Origin of the sequence: Nocardioides lijunqiniae (genome assembly GCF_015024225.1) — a bacterium.
Classification (GTDB): domain Bacteria; phylum Actinomycetota; class Actinomycetes; order Propionibacteriales; family Nocardioidaceae; genus Nocardioides; species Nocardioides lijunqiniae.
Genome location: NZ_JACJGM010000008.1, coordinates 64,130 through 79,303, shown reverse-complemented (window position 1 = coordinate 79,303; position 15,174 = coordinate 64,130). Strand labels below are relative to the sequence as shown.

Annotated in this window: 13 protein-coding genes; 7 read left to right on the top strand and 6 right to left on the bottom strand. The window is 72.2% G+C overall.

All coding sequences use genetic code 11. The features are described 5' to 3' along the window. Position 1: 1 nt before the first annotated feature. The 4 genes from IRQ30_RS07055 to IRQ30_RS07040 all read right to left on the bottom strand — a co-directional run bounded on the left by IRQ30_RS07055 (position 2) and on the right by IRQ30_RS07040 (position 3,952). Positions 2-1,084 (bottom strand): Rossmann fold nucleotide-binding protein, encoded by a 1,083-nt coding sequence (locus tag IRQ30_RS07055; RefSeq protein ID WP_193612250.1) that lies wholly within the window; start codon positions 1,082-1,084, stop codon positions 2-4. Positions 1,085-1,115: 31 nt separating this feature from the next. After that, positions 1,116-1,961, bottom strand: a complete 846-nt coding sequence (locus IRQ30_RS07050; protein WP_193612249.1) for a serine protein kinase RIO — start codon at positions 1,959-1,961, stop codon at positions 1,116-1,118. Positions 1,962-2,108: 147 nt separating this feature from the next. Then, positions 2,109-3,494: an NAD(P)/FAD-dependent oxidoreductase gene (locus IRQ30_RS07045; RefSeq protein WP_338089602.1), complete on the bottom strand. Its 1,386-nt coding sequence runs from the start codon at positions 3,492-3,494 to the stop codon at positions 2,109-2,111. Continuing rightward, entirely contained in the window at positions 3,479-3,952 is a 474-nt protein-coding gene (locus tag IRQ30_RS07040; RefSeq protein ID WP_193612248.1) for an Lrp/AsnC family transcriptional regulator, read from the bottom strand. The genes IRQ30_RS07045 and IRQ30_RS07040 overlap by 16 nt, the downstream gene beginning before the upstream one ends. Positions 3,953-4,113: 161 nt before the next feature. On the opposite strand from IRQ30_RS07040, the gene IRQ30_RS07035 reads away from it, so the two are divergent. Genes IRQ30_RS07035 through IRQ30_RS07010 form a run of 6 tightly spaced genes read left to right on the top strand, consistent with a single transcriptional unit; the run spans position 4,114 to position 11,040 of the window. Further along, entirely contained in the window at positions 4,114-5,307 is a 1,194-nt protein-coding gene (locus IRQ30_RS07035) for a polyamine ABC transporter substrate-binding protein (protein ID WP_193608432.1), read from the top strand. Beyond that, complete coding sequence (locus IRQ30_RS07030; RefSeq protein ID WP_193612247.1) at positions 5,291-6,484, top strand: ABC transporter ATP-binding protein; 1,194 nt, start codon at positions 5,291-5,293, stop codon at positions 6,482-6,484. Before IRQ30_RS07035 ends, IRQ30_RS07030 begins: the two co-directional genes overlap by 17 nt. After that, positions 6,481-7,341, top strand: coding sequence for an ABC transporter permease subunit (locus IRQ30_RS07025; protein WP_193612246.1), 861 nt, complete (start codon positions 6,481-6,483; stop codon positions 7,339-7,341). The genes IRQ30_RS07030 and IRQ30_RS07025 overlap by 4 nt, the downstream gene beginning before the upstream one ends. Beyond that, positions 7,341-8,132 carry an ABC transporter permease gene (locus IRQ30_RS07020; RefSeq protein ID WP_193608429.1) on the top strand — a complete coding sequence of 264 codons (792 nt, stop codon included), beginning with the start codon at positions 7,341-7,343 and terminating at the stop codon, positions 8,130-8,132. The genes IRQ30_RS07025 and IRQ30_RS07020 overlap by 1 nt, the downstream gene beginning before the upstream one ends. Continuing rightward, on the top strand, positions 8,129-9,532 hold the full coding sequence (locus IRQ30_RS07015) for an FAD-dependent oxidoreductase (protein WP_193612245.1): 1,404 nt from the start codon (positions 8,129-8,131) through the stop codon (positions 9,530-9,532). Before IRQ30_RS07020 ends, IRQ30_RS07015 begins: the two co-directional genes overlap by 4 nt. Continuing rightward, positions 9,529-11,040 (top strand): CoA-acylating methylmalonate-semialdehyde dehydrogenase, encoded by a 1,512-nt coding sequence (locus IRQ30_RS07010; protein WP_276592206.1) that lies wholly within the window; start codon positions 9,529-9,531, stop codon positions 11,038-11,040. Before IRQ30_RS07015 ends, IRQ30_RS07010 begins: the two co-directional genes overlap by 4 nt. Positions 11,041-11,164: 124 nt before the next feature. Here IRQ30_RS07010 and IRQ30_RS07005 read toward each other — a convergent pair whose 3' ends face one another. Both IRQ30_RS07005 and IRQ30_RS07000 read right to left on the bottom strand, forming a co-directional pair. After that, positions 11,165-11,950 carry an inositol monophosphatase family protein gene (locus IRQ30_RS07005; protein WP_193612244.1) on the bottom strand — a complete coding sequence of 262 codons (786 nt, stop codon included), beginning with the start codon at positions 11,948-11,950 and terminating at the stop codon, positions 11,165-11,167. A 31-nt stretch (positions 11,951-11,981) separates the two neighbouring features. Then, positions 11,982-13,370: an aspartate aminotransferase family protein gene (locus tag IRQ30_RS07000; RefSeq protein ID WP_193612243.1), complete on the bottom strand. Its 1,389-nt coding sequence runs from the start codon at positions 13,368-13,370 to the stop codon at positions 11,982-11,984. Between the two features lie 113 nt (positions 13,371-13,483). Between IRQ30_RS07000 and IRQ30_RS06995 the strand changes: the two genes are divergently transcribed. Then, complete coding sequence (locus tag IRQ30_RS06995) at positions 13,484-15,118, top strand: amidohydrolase (RefSeq protein ID WP_193612242.1); 1,635 nt, start codon at positions 13,484-13,486, stop codon at positions 15,116-15,118. Positions 15,119-15,174 lie beyond the last annotated feature (56 nt).

The window sequence follows — 15,174 nt, the reverse complement described above, 5'->3', positions numbered from 1 at the left end:
CTCAGCCCCTCACCAGCGCGACGGCCTCGTCGACGGTGTCGACGAGGTGGACGTGCGGCTCCATGGCGCGACCGCGGGCGAGCGCCTCGAGCAGCGGCCAGGCCGGCACCGTCTCGGTCCAGTGGCGCACGCCCACCAGGACCATGGGGGCCACGGAGCTCTCGTCGGCGTAGTAGTTCTCGCAGGCGTCCTGGAAGACCTCCTGGACGGTGCCCGCGGCGCCGGGCAGGAAGACGATGCCGGCGCCACACACCTCGAGCAGGGTCGCCTCTCGGGTGGAGTTGCGGAAGTACTTGGCGATCGCCGTGGCGAAGAGGTTGGCCGGCTCGTGGCCGTAGTGCCAGGTGGGGATGCTCAGGCTCTCGACGGGGTCGTCGAACCGCGCGCGCACCTCGCGCGCGGTGTCCACCCAGGCGTCGACCGACGGGTGGTACGACGGCGCCCGCGCGAGCACCGCGAGCGCCTCGGCCAGCTCGTCGGGCGTGCGGCGCGCGAGCCGGGCGCCGAGGTTGGCCGCCTCCATCGCGCCCGGGCCCCCGCCCGTCGCCACGACGTGGGTGGCCCCCAGCCCCGCGCCCAGCCGGGCGGCGTCGGCGTAGGTCTGCTCGCCGCGCACCAGCGCGTGCCCGCCCATCACGCCCACCAGCGCACGGCCCCGCGACCAGGCGGTCAGCGCCTCGTCCACGGCGTGGTCGTGCAGCGACTGGGCCAGCAGGTCGTCGGCACCCGCGTCCTGCTGCGACCACGCGTAGGCGCGGGCATCGGTGCTGGCGGCGTAGGGCGTGGCGTCGTACAGCTCGTCGGCGTCGTAGAGCCGTCCGCGGTAGACGTCGACGGGCACGCCGCCGATCGCGGGCAGCACCAGCGCGCCGGCCGCCTCCACGCGCGCGGCGTCGCCGGCGGCGAACGTGCAGCCGAGGAACGTCGCTCCCGACAGCCGCCGCGCCAGCAGGTCCGGGCCGCGCCCGGTGAGGTCGAGGCCGTGCAGCCGCCACCCGGAGAGGCGCTGCGCACCCCGGGCCAGGCGCCGGTCGAGGTCGTCGAGCGACGAGATCTGGACGCCGCGGCCCCGGGTGCGCTTCACGGCACGAACCTATCCGGCCGGTCCGTCCCGCTCAGAACGCGTGCGCCATCAGCTCCCCGAACAGGTCCTGCTCGTCCACCGCCAGCCCGCGCGCGCGGAACCACGTGCAGACGTTGGTGCAGTCGCGCAGCAGGAAGTCCATGCCGGCCGGGTTGGCGACCAGGTCGACCACCTGCGGCAGGTCGATCACCACGAGCCGCTCGCCCGCCGCCAGGATGTTGTACGGCGAGAGGTCGCCGTGCACCACCCCATGCTGCGCCATCAGCGCGAGCGCGTCACGCAGCTGGTCGTAGTAGGACTCCAGCAGGGCGGGCTCGGGCCGCGTCTGGGCCAGCCGAGGGGCGGTCTCGCCGTCGACCGTGACCCACTCCATGAGGATCTCGGTCCCGTCGATCTGCACCGGGTAGGGCACCGGGACGCCGAGGCCGTGGAAGCGCACGAGCGCCTCCCACTCCGCCCACGCCCACTGACCGGCGGCCACCGCCCGGCCGTGCGCGCTCTTGCGCGCGAGCGCCCGGGTGTCGCGGGTGTTGCGCATCCGGCGGCCCTCCCGGTAGGCCGTCGAGCGGTGGAAGGTGCGGTGCTCCTCGCCGCGGTAGCGCTTGGCCGCCATCACGACCGCCCGCTCCGGATCGTGGGGGTCGGCGCGCTCCAGCAGGAAGACGTCGGCCTCCTTGCCGGTCTTGAGGATGCCGAGGTCGGTGTCGACGGCGCCCTGCGAGGTCACCAGCCAGTCGGGCCGGGGCTCCGGGCCGCGGCACGAGGGCTCGACCGAGAGCCAGGTGGACCAGCGCTTGTCGGGGTCGTGGAGGTCGTCGTAGGCCGTGAAGTCGATGACGAACGAGGGGTCAGGGGTGAAGTCGTCCTGGGTGGACATGGGTGTCGGTGCTCCGATGCGTCGAGGGGGAGTGGTCTGCGGACAGGCCGAGGACAGTCGTGGACATGTCAGCTCCTCTCGAACGGCACGGGCAGGGTCGCCAGGCAGGACCAGGGTGTCCGAGGCGGCCCCCGGCGGGCAACCGAATTAGCCGAGGAGCGGCGAGACCGCGCGGGCCAGGACGCTCCGGCGGCCGGTCAGGCGCTCCTCGGCGTCGGCGAGGGTCATGGCGCGCAGGCCGGTGTTGATGCCCAGCCAGCGCAGCGGCTCCGGCTCCCAGCGGCGCGAGCGGTGCCCGACCCAGGGGAGCCGGGTGAGTGGGGTGTCGCGCTGCAGCAGGAGGTCGCGCAGGGTGCGGCCCGCGAGGTTGGACGTGCCGACCCCGTCGCCGACGTAGCCGCCCGCCCACGCGAGGCCGGTGGTGGCGTCGACGCCGACCGACGCGCACCAGTCGCGGGGGATCGCGAGCGGCCCGCCCCACGCGTGCGTGACCCGGGTGCCGCGCAGCACCGGCAGGAGGTCGAGCAGCGTGGCGTAAAGGGCGGCGTGGACCCGCGGCACCCGGTCGAAGTCGGGGCGCACCCGAGAGCCGAGGTGGTACGGCGCCCCGCGCCCGCCGAACGCCAGCCGGCCGTCGGCGGTGCGCTGGCCGTAGATCACCAGGTGCCGGTGGTCGGTGAAGGTCTCCCGCTCACGCAGGCCGATCCGCTCCCACACCGTCTCGGGCAGCGGCTCGGTCGCGATCATCAGCGAGTAGACCGGAGCTACCGCCCGTGCCGAGCCCGGCAGCTGCGCGGTGAAGCCCTCGGTCGCCCGCACGACGTGGCGCGCCCGCACCGTGCCCCGGGCGGTCACCGCCCGGCCAGGCTCGATCGCGGTCACGCGGGTGCGCTCGTGGATGCGCACACCGCGGCGCTCGCAGGCCTCCGCGAGGCCGCGGACCAGCTTGGCCGGGTGGATCACCGCGCAGTCCGGCGTGTACGTCGCACCGTGCACGCGCGTGGCGCGCAGCCGGGCGGTGGCGGTGTCGGCGTCCCACAGGGCGACGTCGTCCTCGTCGCGGCCCCACGAGCGCGCCTCGGCCACCTCGGCGCGGGCCCTGGCCCACTGCGGGGCGGTGCGGGCGAGTGTGAGGGTGCCGCCCTTGGCGACGTCGGCGTCGATGCCCTCGGCGGCCGCGACCCGCACGACCTCGTCGACGGTGGCGCGCATCGCCGCGTGCTGGGACAGGGCGGCGTCGCGCCCGCCGAGCCGGGTCAGCGAGGCGAGCGAGGCGGGGAACAGCGCCGAGCACCAGCCGCCGTTGCGGCCCGAGGCGCCGAAGCCGGCGACCTCGCTCTCGAGCACCACCACCCGCAGCGTGGGGTCGGCCTCGGCGAGGTAGTAGGCCGTCCACAGACCGGTGAAGCCGGCGCCCACGATCGCGACGTCGGCCTCGGTGTCGCCGTCCAGCCGGGGGCGGGGCTCCCAGGACCCCCCGGCGGTGGCGTGCCAGAGCGACAGGCCGGCGTAGCCGCTCAGCGCACGCCCCACGAGTAGGTCTGCTTGCGCAGCTTGAGGTACATGAAGGTCTCGGTGGAGACCACGCCCTCCAGGGAGCGGATCTTGGAGGAGATCAGCTCCAGCAGGTGCTCGTCGGTCTCGCAGACCACCTCGACCAGGAGGTCGTAGCGCCCGGCGGTCACCACGACGTAGTCGACCTCGTCGAGCTCGGCGAGCGCGTCGGACACCGACTCCAGCGGTCCGTGCACGCTGACGCCGATCATGGCCTGGCGCGCGAAGCCGAGCTGGAGCGGGTCGGTGACCGCGACCACCTGCATCACCCCGCCCTCGACCAGGCGCTGCACGCGCTGGCGGACCGCGGCCTCGGAGAGGCCGACGACCTTGCCGATGGCGGCGTAGGAGCGACGGCCGTCCTGCTGCAGCTGCTCGACGATGGCCTTGGACACCTGGTCCAGGACGACGGCGGGGCGTTCCTGCTTGCGGGTCATGGCGGGACCGTACCCGGAGGGCTCCGACCTACACGTTTCCGGCGTGCGTCGCCGACGAGGGAATTCGTTGCCAGGAGGTTTCTTGTCCACCGGATCGCTTGTCGGACCCCCCTTCCCATGGCACGATCCGATCGTTGATGACGCCAGCACGAGGGAGTCGCATGCCGCAGGACGTTCCCGCTCGCAGGTCGACGCTGTCGCGCCGGGGGGTGCTCAAGGGCGGGGGAGCCGTCGCGTTCGCGGGCGTGAGCGTGGCCGCGCTGAAGCTGCCGTTCTTCTCCGTGCCCGGGGCCCAGCAGGACCCCGCGTCCTGCCGCGCCCGTGACGTGTCGGAGGAGGAGCTGGCGCTCGTCATCTCCAACTGGACCGGCTACATCGACCCGCGCAAGGACCCCGAGTCGACCTGGAAGGGCTTCCGGGCGGCCACCGGCATCAAGGTCGACTACAACGTCGACGTCAACGACAACGCGGAGTTCTACGCCAAGGTCAAGAACCAGCTCGGCTCGTGCGACCCGATCGACCGGGACCTGATCGTGATGACCGACTGGATGGCGGCCCGGATGATCGGGCTCGGCTGGATCCAGCCGCTCGACCGGGCCAACGTCCCGAACCTGCACGCCAACATCATCGACTCGCTGCGCGACAAGGCCTGGGACCCCGGCCTGGAGCACCACGCGCCGTGGCAGAGCGGCCTGACGGGCATCGCCTACAACTCCGCGGTCACCGGCGAGATCAGGAGCTTCGAGGAGCTCATCACCCGCCCCGACCTCAACGGCAAGATCACGCTGCTCTCGGAGATGCGCGACACCATGGGCTTCCTGCTCAAGGTGGCCGGGGCCGACCCGGGCGACTTCACCGAGGACCAGTGGCACGACGCGCTGGACCTGCTCAAGAAGGCGATCGCCGACAAGCAGCTGCGCAGCTTCGCCGGCAACAACTACCTGCAGGAGCTCTCCGGCGGCAACGTCGTCGCCTGCGAGGCCTGGTCGGGTGACGTGATCCAGGCGCAGTTCGAGAACCCCGACATCAAGTTCGTGGTGCCGGAGGAGGGGCTGTCGCTGTGGAGCGACAACATGCTCGTCCCCAACCAGGCCACCCACCAGGCCAACGCCGAGCGGTGGATCGACTACTACTACGACCCCGAGGTCGCGGCGAAGCTCGCCTCGTGGGTCAACTACATCTGCCCCGTCGCCGGCGCCCGCGAGGAGATGGAGAAGATCGACGACTCCCTCGTGGACAACCCGCTGATCTTCCCCGACGACGACTTCCTGTCGAACACCTTCGACTTCATGGATCTCGACGACCGCCAGAACGCGCAGTACGAGAGGGAGTGGGCCGATGTCACAGCTGGCTGAGGATGCCCCGAGCAGCGAGCCGGCCGAGGCGCCGACCGCGGCCGCGAGCGACCCGTCGTACGACGGGCTGCGGCTGCAGCGGCTGACGAAGTCGTTCGGGAGCGGGTTCACCGCCGTCGACGCCCTCGACCTGGACGTGCCGCGCGGCTCGTTCTTCGCGCTGCTGGGCCCCTCGGGCTGCGGCAAGACCACGACGCTGCGGATGGTCGCGGGCCTGGAGACGCCGACGTCCGGCTCGATCACGCTGTCGGGCCAGGACATCACCTTCGCCAAGCCCTACCGGCGCCCGGTCAACACGGTCTTCCAGAGCTACGCGCTCTTCCCGCACCTCGACATCTACGAGAACGTCGCGTTCGGGCTGCGCCGCCGCCGGGCCAAGGAGGTCAAGGCGAAGGTCGAGGCGATGCTGGACCTGGTCGAGCTGACCAGCCAGGCGCGCAAGAAGCCGGCCCAGCTCTCCGGCGGTCAGCAGCAGCGCGTCGCCCTGGCCCGAGCGCTCATCAACGAGCCCGAGGTGCTGCTGCTCGACGAGCCGCTGGGTGCGCTCGACCTCAAGCTGCGGCGCGCGATGCAGATCGAGATCAAGCGCATCCAGACCGAGGTGCGCCAGACCTTCATCCACGTCACCCACGACCAGGAGGAGGCCATGACCATGGCCGACACCGTCGCGGTGATGAACGCCGGCGTCATCGAGCAGATGGGCGCGCCGGCCGAGCTCTACGAGAACCCCCGCAGCACCTTCGTCGCCAACTTCCTGGGCCAGTCCAACCTGATCTCCGGCACCGTCGTGTCGCGCAGCTCCGACGTCACCACGGTCGACATGCACGGCATCCAGGTGTCCGTTCCGAGCGGGCGCACGCACGTCGACGGCGACCGTGGCTGGGTGGGGATCCGGCCCGAGAAGGTGCTCATCGGCGAGGAGGGCGCCGAGCTGGACGCACCGGGCAACACCATCCCGGGCGGGGTGATCAGCGACGTGAGCTTCGTCGGGGTCAGCACCCAGTACCTCGTGCGGATGCCGTGGGGCCAGGAGCTCCAGGTCTTCTCGCAGAACACCGGTCGCACCCGGATGTTCCGCACGGGGGAGCGGGTCGAGCTGTCCTGGCGCCCGGAGTACGCGTTCCTGCTGGACCAGGCGCAGGACGCGTCCGCCGGCGCCCAACGGGACGGGCAGTGAGCGAGACCGTGCGGCGCAAGGGCCGGATCGGCTACCTGCTCCTGCTCCCGGCCGCGGCGTGGCTGCTGCTCTTCTTCGTCGTGCCGTTCTACTCGCTGGTCGCGACGAGCCTGTTCGACCCGGCGGGCTCGGACTTCCGCGGCTACGAGATGGACTACGCGTTCGGCAACTACGTCGACGTCGTGCGCGACTATGCCGGCCCGCTGGGCCGCTCGCTCCTGTACGGCGCGCTGGCGACGATGTTCTGCCTCGTGCTCGGCTACGTGCTCGCCTACGCGATCGCCTTCAAGGCCGGGCGCTGGAAGAACCTCCTGCTGGTGCTCGTCATCGCGCCCTTCTTCACCAGCTTCCTGGTGCGCACCCTGTCGTGGAAGCTGATCCTCGCCGACGACGGCTTCGTCGTGAACACCCTGCAGGCGCTGCAGGTCCTCGGCGACGACGGCCGGCTGCTGGCCACGCCGGTCGCGGTCGTGGCCGGGCTGACCTACAACTTCCTGCCGTTCATGGTGCTGCCGCTCTACGCCAGCCTCGACAAGATCGACCACCGCCTCATCGAGGCGTCCGGCGACCTGTACGCCAACCCGTTCGTCGGGTTCTTCAAGGTCACCTGGCCGCTGTCGCTGCCCGGCGTGGTCTCGGGGACGCTGCTGACGTTCATCCCGGCGGTGGGCGACTACATCAACGCCCAGTTCCTCGGCAGCACCAACGAGCGGGTCATCGGCAACGTCATCCAGTCGCAGTTCACCGACGCCAACAACTACCCGGTCGCCTCCGCCCTGTCGGTGCTGCTGATGGTGCTGATCCTGGCGATGGTGCTGGTCTACGTGCGGCGCGCCGGGACCGAGGAGCTTCTCTGATGCGCTGGTTGAGGGAGCGACTGGTCCTGATCCTCGGGCTGCTGGTGCTCGTCTACACGTTCGTGCCGATCTTCGTGGTCGTGGGGATGAGCTTCAACAACCCCGGCGGGCGCAACGTCTACCAGTTCGGCAGCTTCACGCTCGACAACTGGAAGGACCCGTGCGGGCCCGACGACCTGTGCAGCACGCTGCTCACGAGCATCCAGATCAGCCTGCTGGCGACCCTGGTCGCCACGGTGCTCGGCACGCTGGCGGCGTTCGCGCTGGTGCGCCACGACTTCGCCGGGCGCTCCGCGTCCAACCTGCTCATCTTCCTGCCGATGGCGGCGCCCGAGATCGTGCTCGGGTCCTCGCTGCTGGCGCTCTTCGTGGCGTCGGGGTTCGCCGGGCAGCTGGGCTTCTGGACGATCCTGATCGCGCACGTGATGTTCTGCCTGTCGTTCGTGGTCGTCACCGTCCGCGCGCGGCTGGCCGGCATGGACGACGACCTCGAGCAGGCCGCGATGGACCTCTACGCCACGCCCGTGCAGACCTTCCGGCGGGTGACCTTCCCGCTGGTCCTGCCCGGCATCCTCGGTGCGGCGCTGCTCAGCTTCTCGCTGTCCTTCGACGACTTCATCGTCACCAACCTCAACTCCGGGAACACCACGACGTTCCCGATGTACGTCTACGGCCAGGAGCGGGTGGGCGTGCCGATGCAGGTCAACGTCGTGGGGACCCTGATGTTCGTGGTGTCCATCGCGATCGTGCTCGGCATGGAGCTGCGCAACCGGCGCCGCGTCGCGGCGTGAGTCCCGACGTCGGCGCGCGGGCCCTGGCGCACGCGGCGCGGTCGGTCTTCTGGCTCGACGACCCGGCGAGGCCGGAGCCGCTGCCGGCGCTGGCGGGGCGGGTCGAGGCGGACCTGGTCGTGGTCGGGGGCGGGTACGCCGGCCTGTGGACCGCGCTGCGCGCCGTCGAGCGCGACCCCGGCCGCTCGGTCGTGGTGCTGGAGGCAGGAGCCTGTGGGCAGGAGGCCAGCGGTCGCAACGGGGGCTTCGCCTCCGCGAGCCTCACCCACGGCTTCGCCAACGGGCTCGCGCGCTGGCCGGCTGAGCTGGCCACGCTGGACCGCCTGGGCGCCCAGAACCTGCGCGACATCGGCGACACCGTCGCCCGCCACGGCATCGACTGCCATTGGGAGGAGACCGGCGAGCTCTCGGTGGCCGCCGCGCCCCACCAGCTCGCCGAGCTCGAGGAGCTCGCCGATGCGATGACGGCCGCGGGTCACGAGGTCGCCCTGCTGGACCGGACCGCCGTACGAGCGCGGCTGGACTCGCCGACGTACCTCGGCGGGCTGGCCGACCCCCACGGCACGGCGCTGGTCGAGCCGGCGCGGCTCGCGTGGGGGCTGCGCCGGGTGTGCCTCGAGCTGGGCGTGCGGATCTTCGAGGGCACCCGTGCGCTCGGCCTCGACGACGACGGTGCGCGGGTCCTGCTGACCACGCCCGGCGGCTCGGTGCGCGCCGCGCAGGTCGCGCTGGCGACCAACGCGTTCCCCTCGCTGCTGCGCAGGCTCCGGCTGATGACCGTGCCGGTCTACGACCACGTGCTGATGACCGAGCCGCTGTCCACCGCGCAGCTCGCCTCGATCGGGTGGGCCGGGCGCGAGGGAGTCGGCGACAGCGCCAACCTCTTCCACTACTTCCGGCTCACCCGCGACGACCGCATCCTGTGGGGCGGCTACGACGCGGTCTACCACTACGGCTCCCGGATCGCGCGAGAGCTCGAGCAGAGCGACCGCACGCACGCGCTGCTGGCCTCTCAGCTCTTCGAGGCCTTCCCCCAGCTCGAGGGCCTGCGGTTCACGCACCGCTGGGGCGGCGTGATCGACACCTGCACCCGCTTCGCCGCGTTCTTCGGCACCGCCCGTCGCGGGCGCGTGGCCTACGCGCTGGGCTACACCGGGCTCGGCGTCGCGGCGACGAGGTTCGGGGCGGACGTCGTGCTCGACCTGCTGGCCGGCGAGGAGACCGAGCGGACGTCGCTGGAGATGGTGCGCCGGCGGCCGCTGCCGTTCCCGCCGGAGCCGGTGCGGTATGCCGGCGTGCAGCTGACCCGCTGGTCGCTGGAGCGGGCCGACCGTCACGATGGACGACGCAACCTGTGGCTCCGCGGGCTCGACAGGGCGGGGCTGGGATTCGACTCATGAGGGAGACAGCGATGGACGTGATCACCCACTGGCGGGCCGGCGAGCCCTGGGCCGGCACCGGCGAGCGGCTCGGCGACGTCTACGACCCGGCCACCGGGCAGGTGGCCCGGCAGGTCGCCCTGGCCTCGGCCGAGGACGTCGAGTCGGTCGTGGCCGCCGCGGCCGAGGCCGGGCGGGAGTGGGCGGCGGCCTCGCTGTCGCGGCGTACGTCGGTCCTCTTCGCGTTCCGCGAGGTGCTGGCGCGACGTCGCTCCGAGGTCGCGGAGGCGATCACCGCCGAGCACGGCAAGGTGCTCGACGACGCGCTGGGGGAGGTGCAGCGCGGGCTGGAGGTGGTGGAGTTCGCGTGCGGGGCGCCGCACCTGCTCAAGGGCGGCTTCAGCGACGGCGTGTCCACCGGCGTCGACGTCTACTCGATCCGGCAGCCGCTGGGGGTCGTCGGGGTCGTCTCGCCGTTCAACTTCCCGGCGATGGTGCCGCTGTGGTTCGTGCCGGTCGCGATCGCGTGCGGCAACGCCGTGGTGCTCAAGCCGTCGGAGAAGGACCCCTCGGCCTCGCTCCTGCTCGCCGAGCTGTGGGCCGAGGCGGGACTGCCCGCCGGCGTCTTCTCCGTGCTGCAGGGCGACAAGGTCGCGGTCGACGGCCTGCTCACGCACCCCGACGTCAAGGCGGTGTCGTTCGTCGGGTCGACGCCGGTCGCGCGCTACGTCTACGAGACCGGCACGGCGCACGGCAAGCGCGTCCAGGCCCTCGGCGGCGCCAAGAACCACATGGTCGTCCTCCCCGACGCCGACCTCGAGTCCGCCGCCGACGCGGCCGTCTCCGCCGGCTTCGGCTCGGCCGGTGAGCGCTGCATGGCCGTCTCGGCGCTGGTCTGCGTCGACCCGGTGGCCGACGCGCTGGTGCCGCTCATCGCCTCGCGGATGTCGGCGCTGGTGACCGGCGACGGCCGCCGCGGCTGCGACATGGGCCCACTGGTCACCGGCGCGCACCGCGACAAGGTGGCCTCCTACGTCGAGGCGGGCGTCGCCGCCGGGGCGTCGCTCGTGGTCGACGGCCGCGAGGTCGTGCCGACCGGCGAGCCCGGCGGCTTCTGGCTCGGGCCGACGCTCTTCGACCGGGTCGAGCCCGGGATGGCGGTCTACGACGAGGAGATCTTCGGCCCGGTGCTGTCGGTCGTGCGGGTGGCGACGTACGACGACGCGCTGGCGCTCGTCAACGCCAACCCCTATGGCAACGGCACCGCGATCTTCACCCACGACGGCGGTGCGGCCCGGCGCTTCCAGCGCGAGGTCGAGGTGGGGATGGTCGGCATCAACGTCCCGATCCCCGTGCCGATGGCCTACTACTCCTTCGGCGGCTGGAAGTCCTCGCTCTTCGGCGACACCCACGCCCACGGCACCGAGGGCGTCCACTTCTTCACGCGCGGCAAGGTCGTCACCTCGCGCTGGCCGTCCCCGGACGCGCCGCGGCCCGGGGTCGACCTCGGCTTCCCGCAGCACACGTAGCGCCGGCAGTTTCACCAAGGCATGCAGGCGAAGCGTCACTTCCCCGGGGCTGCAGACCGAGGGAAGTGACGCTCCAGGGACATACCTTGGGGAAACTGCCCGCGCCCACCGGGTACGGCGGCCCTCAGGCCGGCCGGTGCCGCGCGACGAGCTCGAGGAGCGCCGCGTGAGTGGCGGTGTCGGCCGCGGCGATGATGCCGGGGCCGGTGTGGACCGCCTCGCCGTCGAAGTCCGTGACCACGCAGCCGGCCGCCTGGCAGAGGGCGATGCCCGCCGCGAAGTGCACGCTGTCGCGGTGCCGGCCGTCGGTGACGTAGCCGAGACGCTGGCCCGCCGCGACCCAGGCCAGCGCGAGCGTCGTCGACTCGACCCGCGGGCTGAACCGGGAGCGGAAGCCCGGGTCGGCGGCGAGCTGGGCGCCGACGAACGGGCGGTCGAGCGGTCCGTCAGCGTTGATGTCGACGAGCTGGTTGCGGCCGGGGTCCTGCCCGCCGTCCCGACCGAGCATCCCGAAGGAGCCGTCACCGGCCCAGTAGACCTCGCCGCTCGGCGGATGGCTGACGGCGGCAGTCGTCGTCGAACCGGCGTGGGACAGGGCGACGTTGACGGAGAAGGCCGGGGTCACCGCGGCGAAGTTGAGCGTGCCGCACAACGGGTCCACCAGCCACACCCGCTCGGCGTCGCCGGTTCCGACCTCGCCCATCTCCTCGCCGACGAAGCCGTCCCCGGGCCGGGCCGCGCGGATGACGTCCAGGATGGCGCGCTCGGACGCGAGGTCGGCGGCGGTGGCGAAGTCGGTGGCGCTCTTCTGCTCACGCGCGAGCACGGAGCCGTACATCGCCGTCAGCACGTCGGCGCCCGCCCGCGCGGCAGCCACCGCGAGGTCGAGGTCGCTCTGGTCGCCGGTCACCGCGTCATGGAACCACGAGACCGCCCCACGCTCAGAGCAGCGTGTACGCCTTGTCGAGGACGACGCGCAGGATCTGCTCCATCTCGTCGAAGTGCGACTGGTCGGCGATGAGCGGGGGAGCGAGCTGGACGACCGGGTCGCCGCGGTCGTCGGCGCGGCAGTAGAGGCCCTCGTGGTAGAGCGTCTTGGAGACGAAGCCGAACAGCAGGCGCTCGCACTCCTCGGCGGTGAAGGTCTCCTTGGTGTCCTTGTCCTTGACGAGCTCGATGCCGTAGAAGTACCCGTCGCCGCGGACGTCGCCCACGATCGGCAGGTCCTTGAGGCGCTCGAGCGTCGCGCGGAAGCTCGGCTCGTTCGTGCGGACGTGCTCGAGGACGTTCTCCTCCTCGAAGAGCTCGAGGTTGCGCAGGCCGACCGCCGTCGAGACCGGGTGGCCGCCGAAGGTGTAGCCGTGGGCGAACATCGCGCCGGGCTCCAGGAAGGGCTCCATCAGCCTGTCCGATGCGATCATCGCGCCGAGGGGGGCGTAGCCGGAGGTGAGGCCCTTGGCGCAGGTGATCATGTCGGGCTGGTAGCCGTAGCGCTCCGAGCCGAACATGTGGCCCAGCCGCCCGAAGGCGCAGATGACCTCGTCGGAGACCAGCAGGACGTCGTACTCGTCGCAGATCTCGCGCACCCGCTGGAAGTAGCCCGGGGGCGGCGGGAAGCAGCCGCCGGCGTTCTGCACCGGCTCGAGGAAGACGGCCGCGACGGTGTCGGGTCCCTCGGCCTCGATGGCCACGGCGATCTGGTCGGCGGCCCACCGGCCGAAGGCCTCGGGGTCGCTGCCGTCGAGGAAGCCGCCGGTGATCTCGTCGGCGCGGTAGGAGTTGGTGTTGGGCACCCGGAACGTCGAGGGCACCAGCGGCTCGAACTGCTGCTTGAGCAGCGGCAGGCCGGTGATGGAGAGCGCGCCCTGGGTGGTGCCGTGGTAGGCGATGGAGCGGCTGATCACCTTGTGCTTCATCGGCTTGCCGGTGAGCTTGAAGTAGTTCTTGGCGAGCTTCCAGGCGGTCTCGACGGCCTCGCCGCCGCCGCTGGTGAAGAAGACGCGGTTGAGGTCGCCCGGTGCGTACGACGCCACCTTGTCGGCGAGCTCGATGGCACTGGGGTGGGCGTAGGACCACAGCGGCATGAACGCCAGCTCCTGGGCCTGCTTGGCGGCCGCCTCGACCAGCTCGGTGCGACCGTGGCCCAGCTGCGAGACGAACAGGCCGGCCAGCGCGTCGAGGTAGCGCTTGCCGTTGCTGTCCCAGATGTAGGCGCCCTCGCCGCGCACGATCACCGGGACGTCGGCCTCCGCGTAGGAGCCGTGCCGGGTGAAGTGCATCCACAGGTGGTCCTTGGCGGCGCGCTGCAGCTGCTCGTTGTCCATGCTCATGTGACCATGGTGCGCGTCTCGCGCCCCAGGAGCAAGCGGATCCGGGGTCACGCGGGCTCATTTCGACGGAATCCGTTGCTCCGAGCCGTCCTGGAGCCTGCTAGACATGCCGCATGACGACGACGGTCCTGCACGGCGGCGCCCTCTTCACCGGTACCTCCACCGGCACCGGGTACGCCGGTCGCGGCGCCGTCGTCGTGCGGGACGGCCGGGTCGCCGACGTCGTCCTGGGCGACGACGTGCCGGACGTGCCCGGCGCCGCGCGGGTCGACCTGGCCGGCGGGCTGCTCGCGCCGGGGTTCGTCGACGCCCACGTGCACGCGGTGCAGGGCGGGCTGGAGCGGATCCGCTGCGACCTCTCCGAGCTCGACGACCGCGACGCCTACCTCGCCCACATCGGCGCCTACGCCCGTGAGCACCCCGAGCTGCCGTGGATCCTCGGCGGCGGCTGGGCGATGTCGGCATTCCCGGGCGGCAACCCCACCGCGGCCGACCTCGACCGGGTCGTGCCCGACCGGCCGGTGTTCCTGCCCAACCGCGACCACCACGGCGCCTGGGTCAACTCCCGCGCGCTCCAGCTCGCCGGCGTCGACGCCTCGACCCCCGACCCGCCTCACGGCCGCTTCGAGCGCGACGCCGACGGCCGGCCCACCGGCACCCTGCACGAGGGCGCGATGCACGCCGTGGCGCAGCACGCCCCGGCGACGAGCGAGGAGGAGTACTACCGCGCGCTGCTCGCCGGCCAGTCCTACCTGCACAGCCTCGGCGTCACCGGCTGGCAGGACGCGATCGTCGGCTCCTACGCCGGGATGGACGACCCCGGTCCCACCTACCTGCGCGCCGCCCGGCGCGGCGACCTGACCGCCCACGTCGTCGGGGCGCTGTGGTGGGACCGCGAGCGTGGTGAGGAGCAGGTGGCCGACCTCGTCGCCCGGCGCGAGGCCTACACCCACGGACGCTTCCGGGCGACCAGCGTCAAGGTCATGCAGGACGGCGTCGCGGAGAATGGCACGGCGGCGCTGCTCACGCCGTACCTCGACCGCTGCGGGCACGCCACCGACAGCACCGGCCACTCCTTCGTCGACCCCGCCGCCCTGCGCCGCCACGTCGCCCGGCTCGATGCGGAGGGCTTCCAGGTGCACGTCCACGGCATCGGCGACCGCGGGGTCCGTGAGGCGCTGGACGCCTTCGAGGGGCTCGACCCGGCCCACGACCGGCGCCACCAGGTCGCCCACCTCCAGCTGGTGCACCCCGACGACGTGCCGCGCTTCGGCCGGCTCGGCGTGGCCGCCAACATCCAGGCGCTCTGGGCCTGCCTGGACGAGCAGATGGTCGAGCTGACGCTTCCGTTCCTCGGTGAGGAGCGCGCCGGGTGGCAGTACCCGTTCGGCGACCTGCACCGCGCCGGGGCCCGCCTGGTCGCGGGCAGCGACTGGCCGGTGAGCACGCCCGACCCGCTCCAGGCGATCCACACGGCCGTCACGCGCACGGCGTACGGCGAGAGCGGACGCGCCGGCGACGAGCCGTTCCTGCCGCACCAGGCGCTCGACCTGGCGACGGCCTTCGCCGCCTACACCTCCGGCAGCGCCTGGGTGAACCACCGCGACGACGCCGGCCGGCTCGCACCGGGGGCCGTGGCCGACCTGGTCGTGCTCGACCGCGACCCGTTCGCCGGACCGGCCGACGAGATCGGCTCCGCTCGCGTCGTGTCGACCTGGATCGACGGAACACCCGTCTACGAGGCCTGAGTCGACGAGATCCGTGGGAAAGGGTGCTGTGCCCCTACAGATTCCGTTGTTCTGTC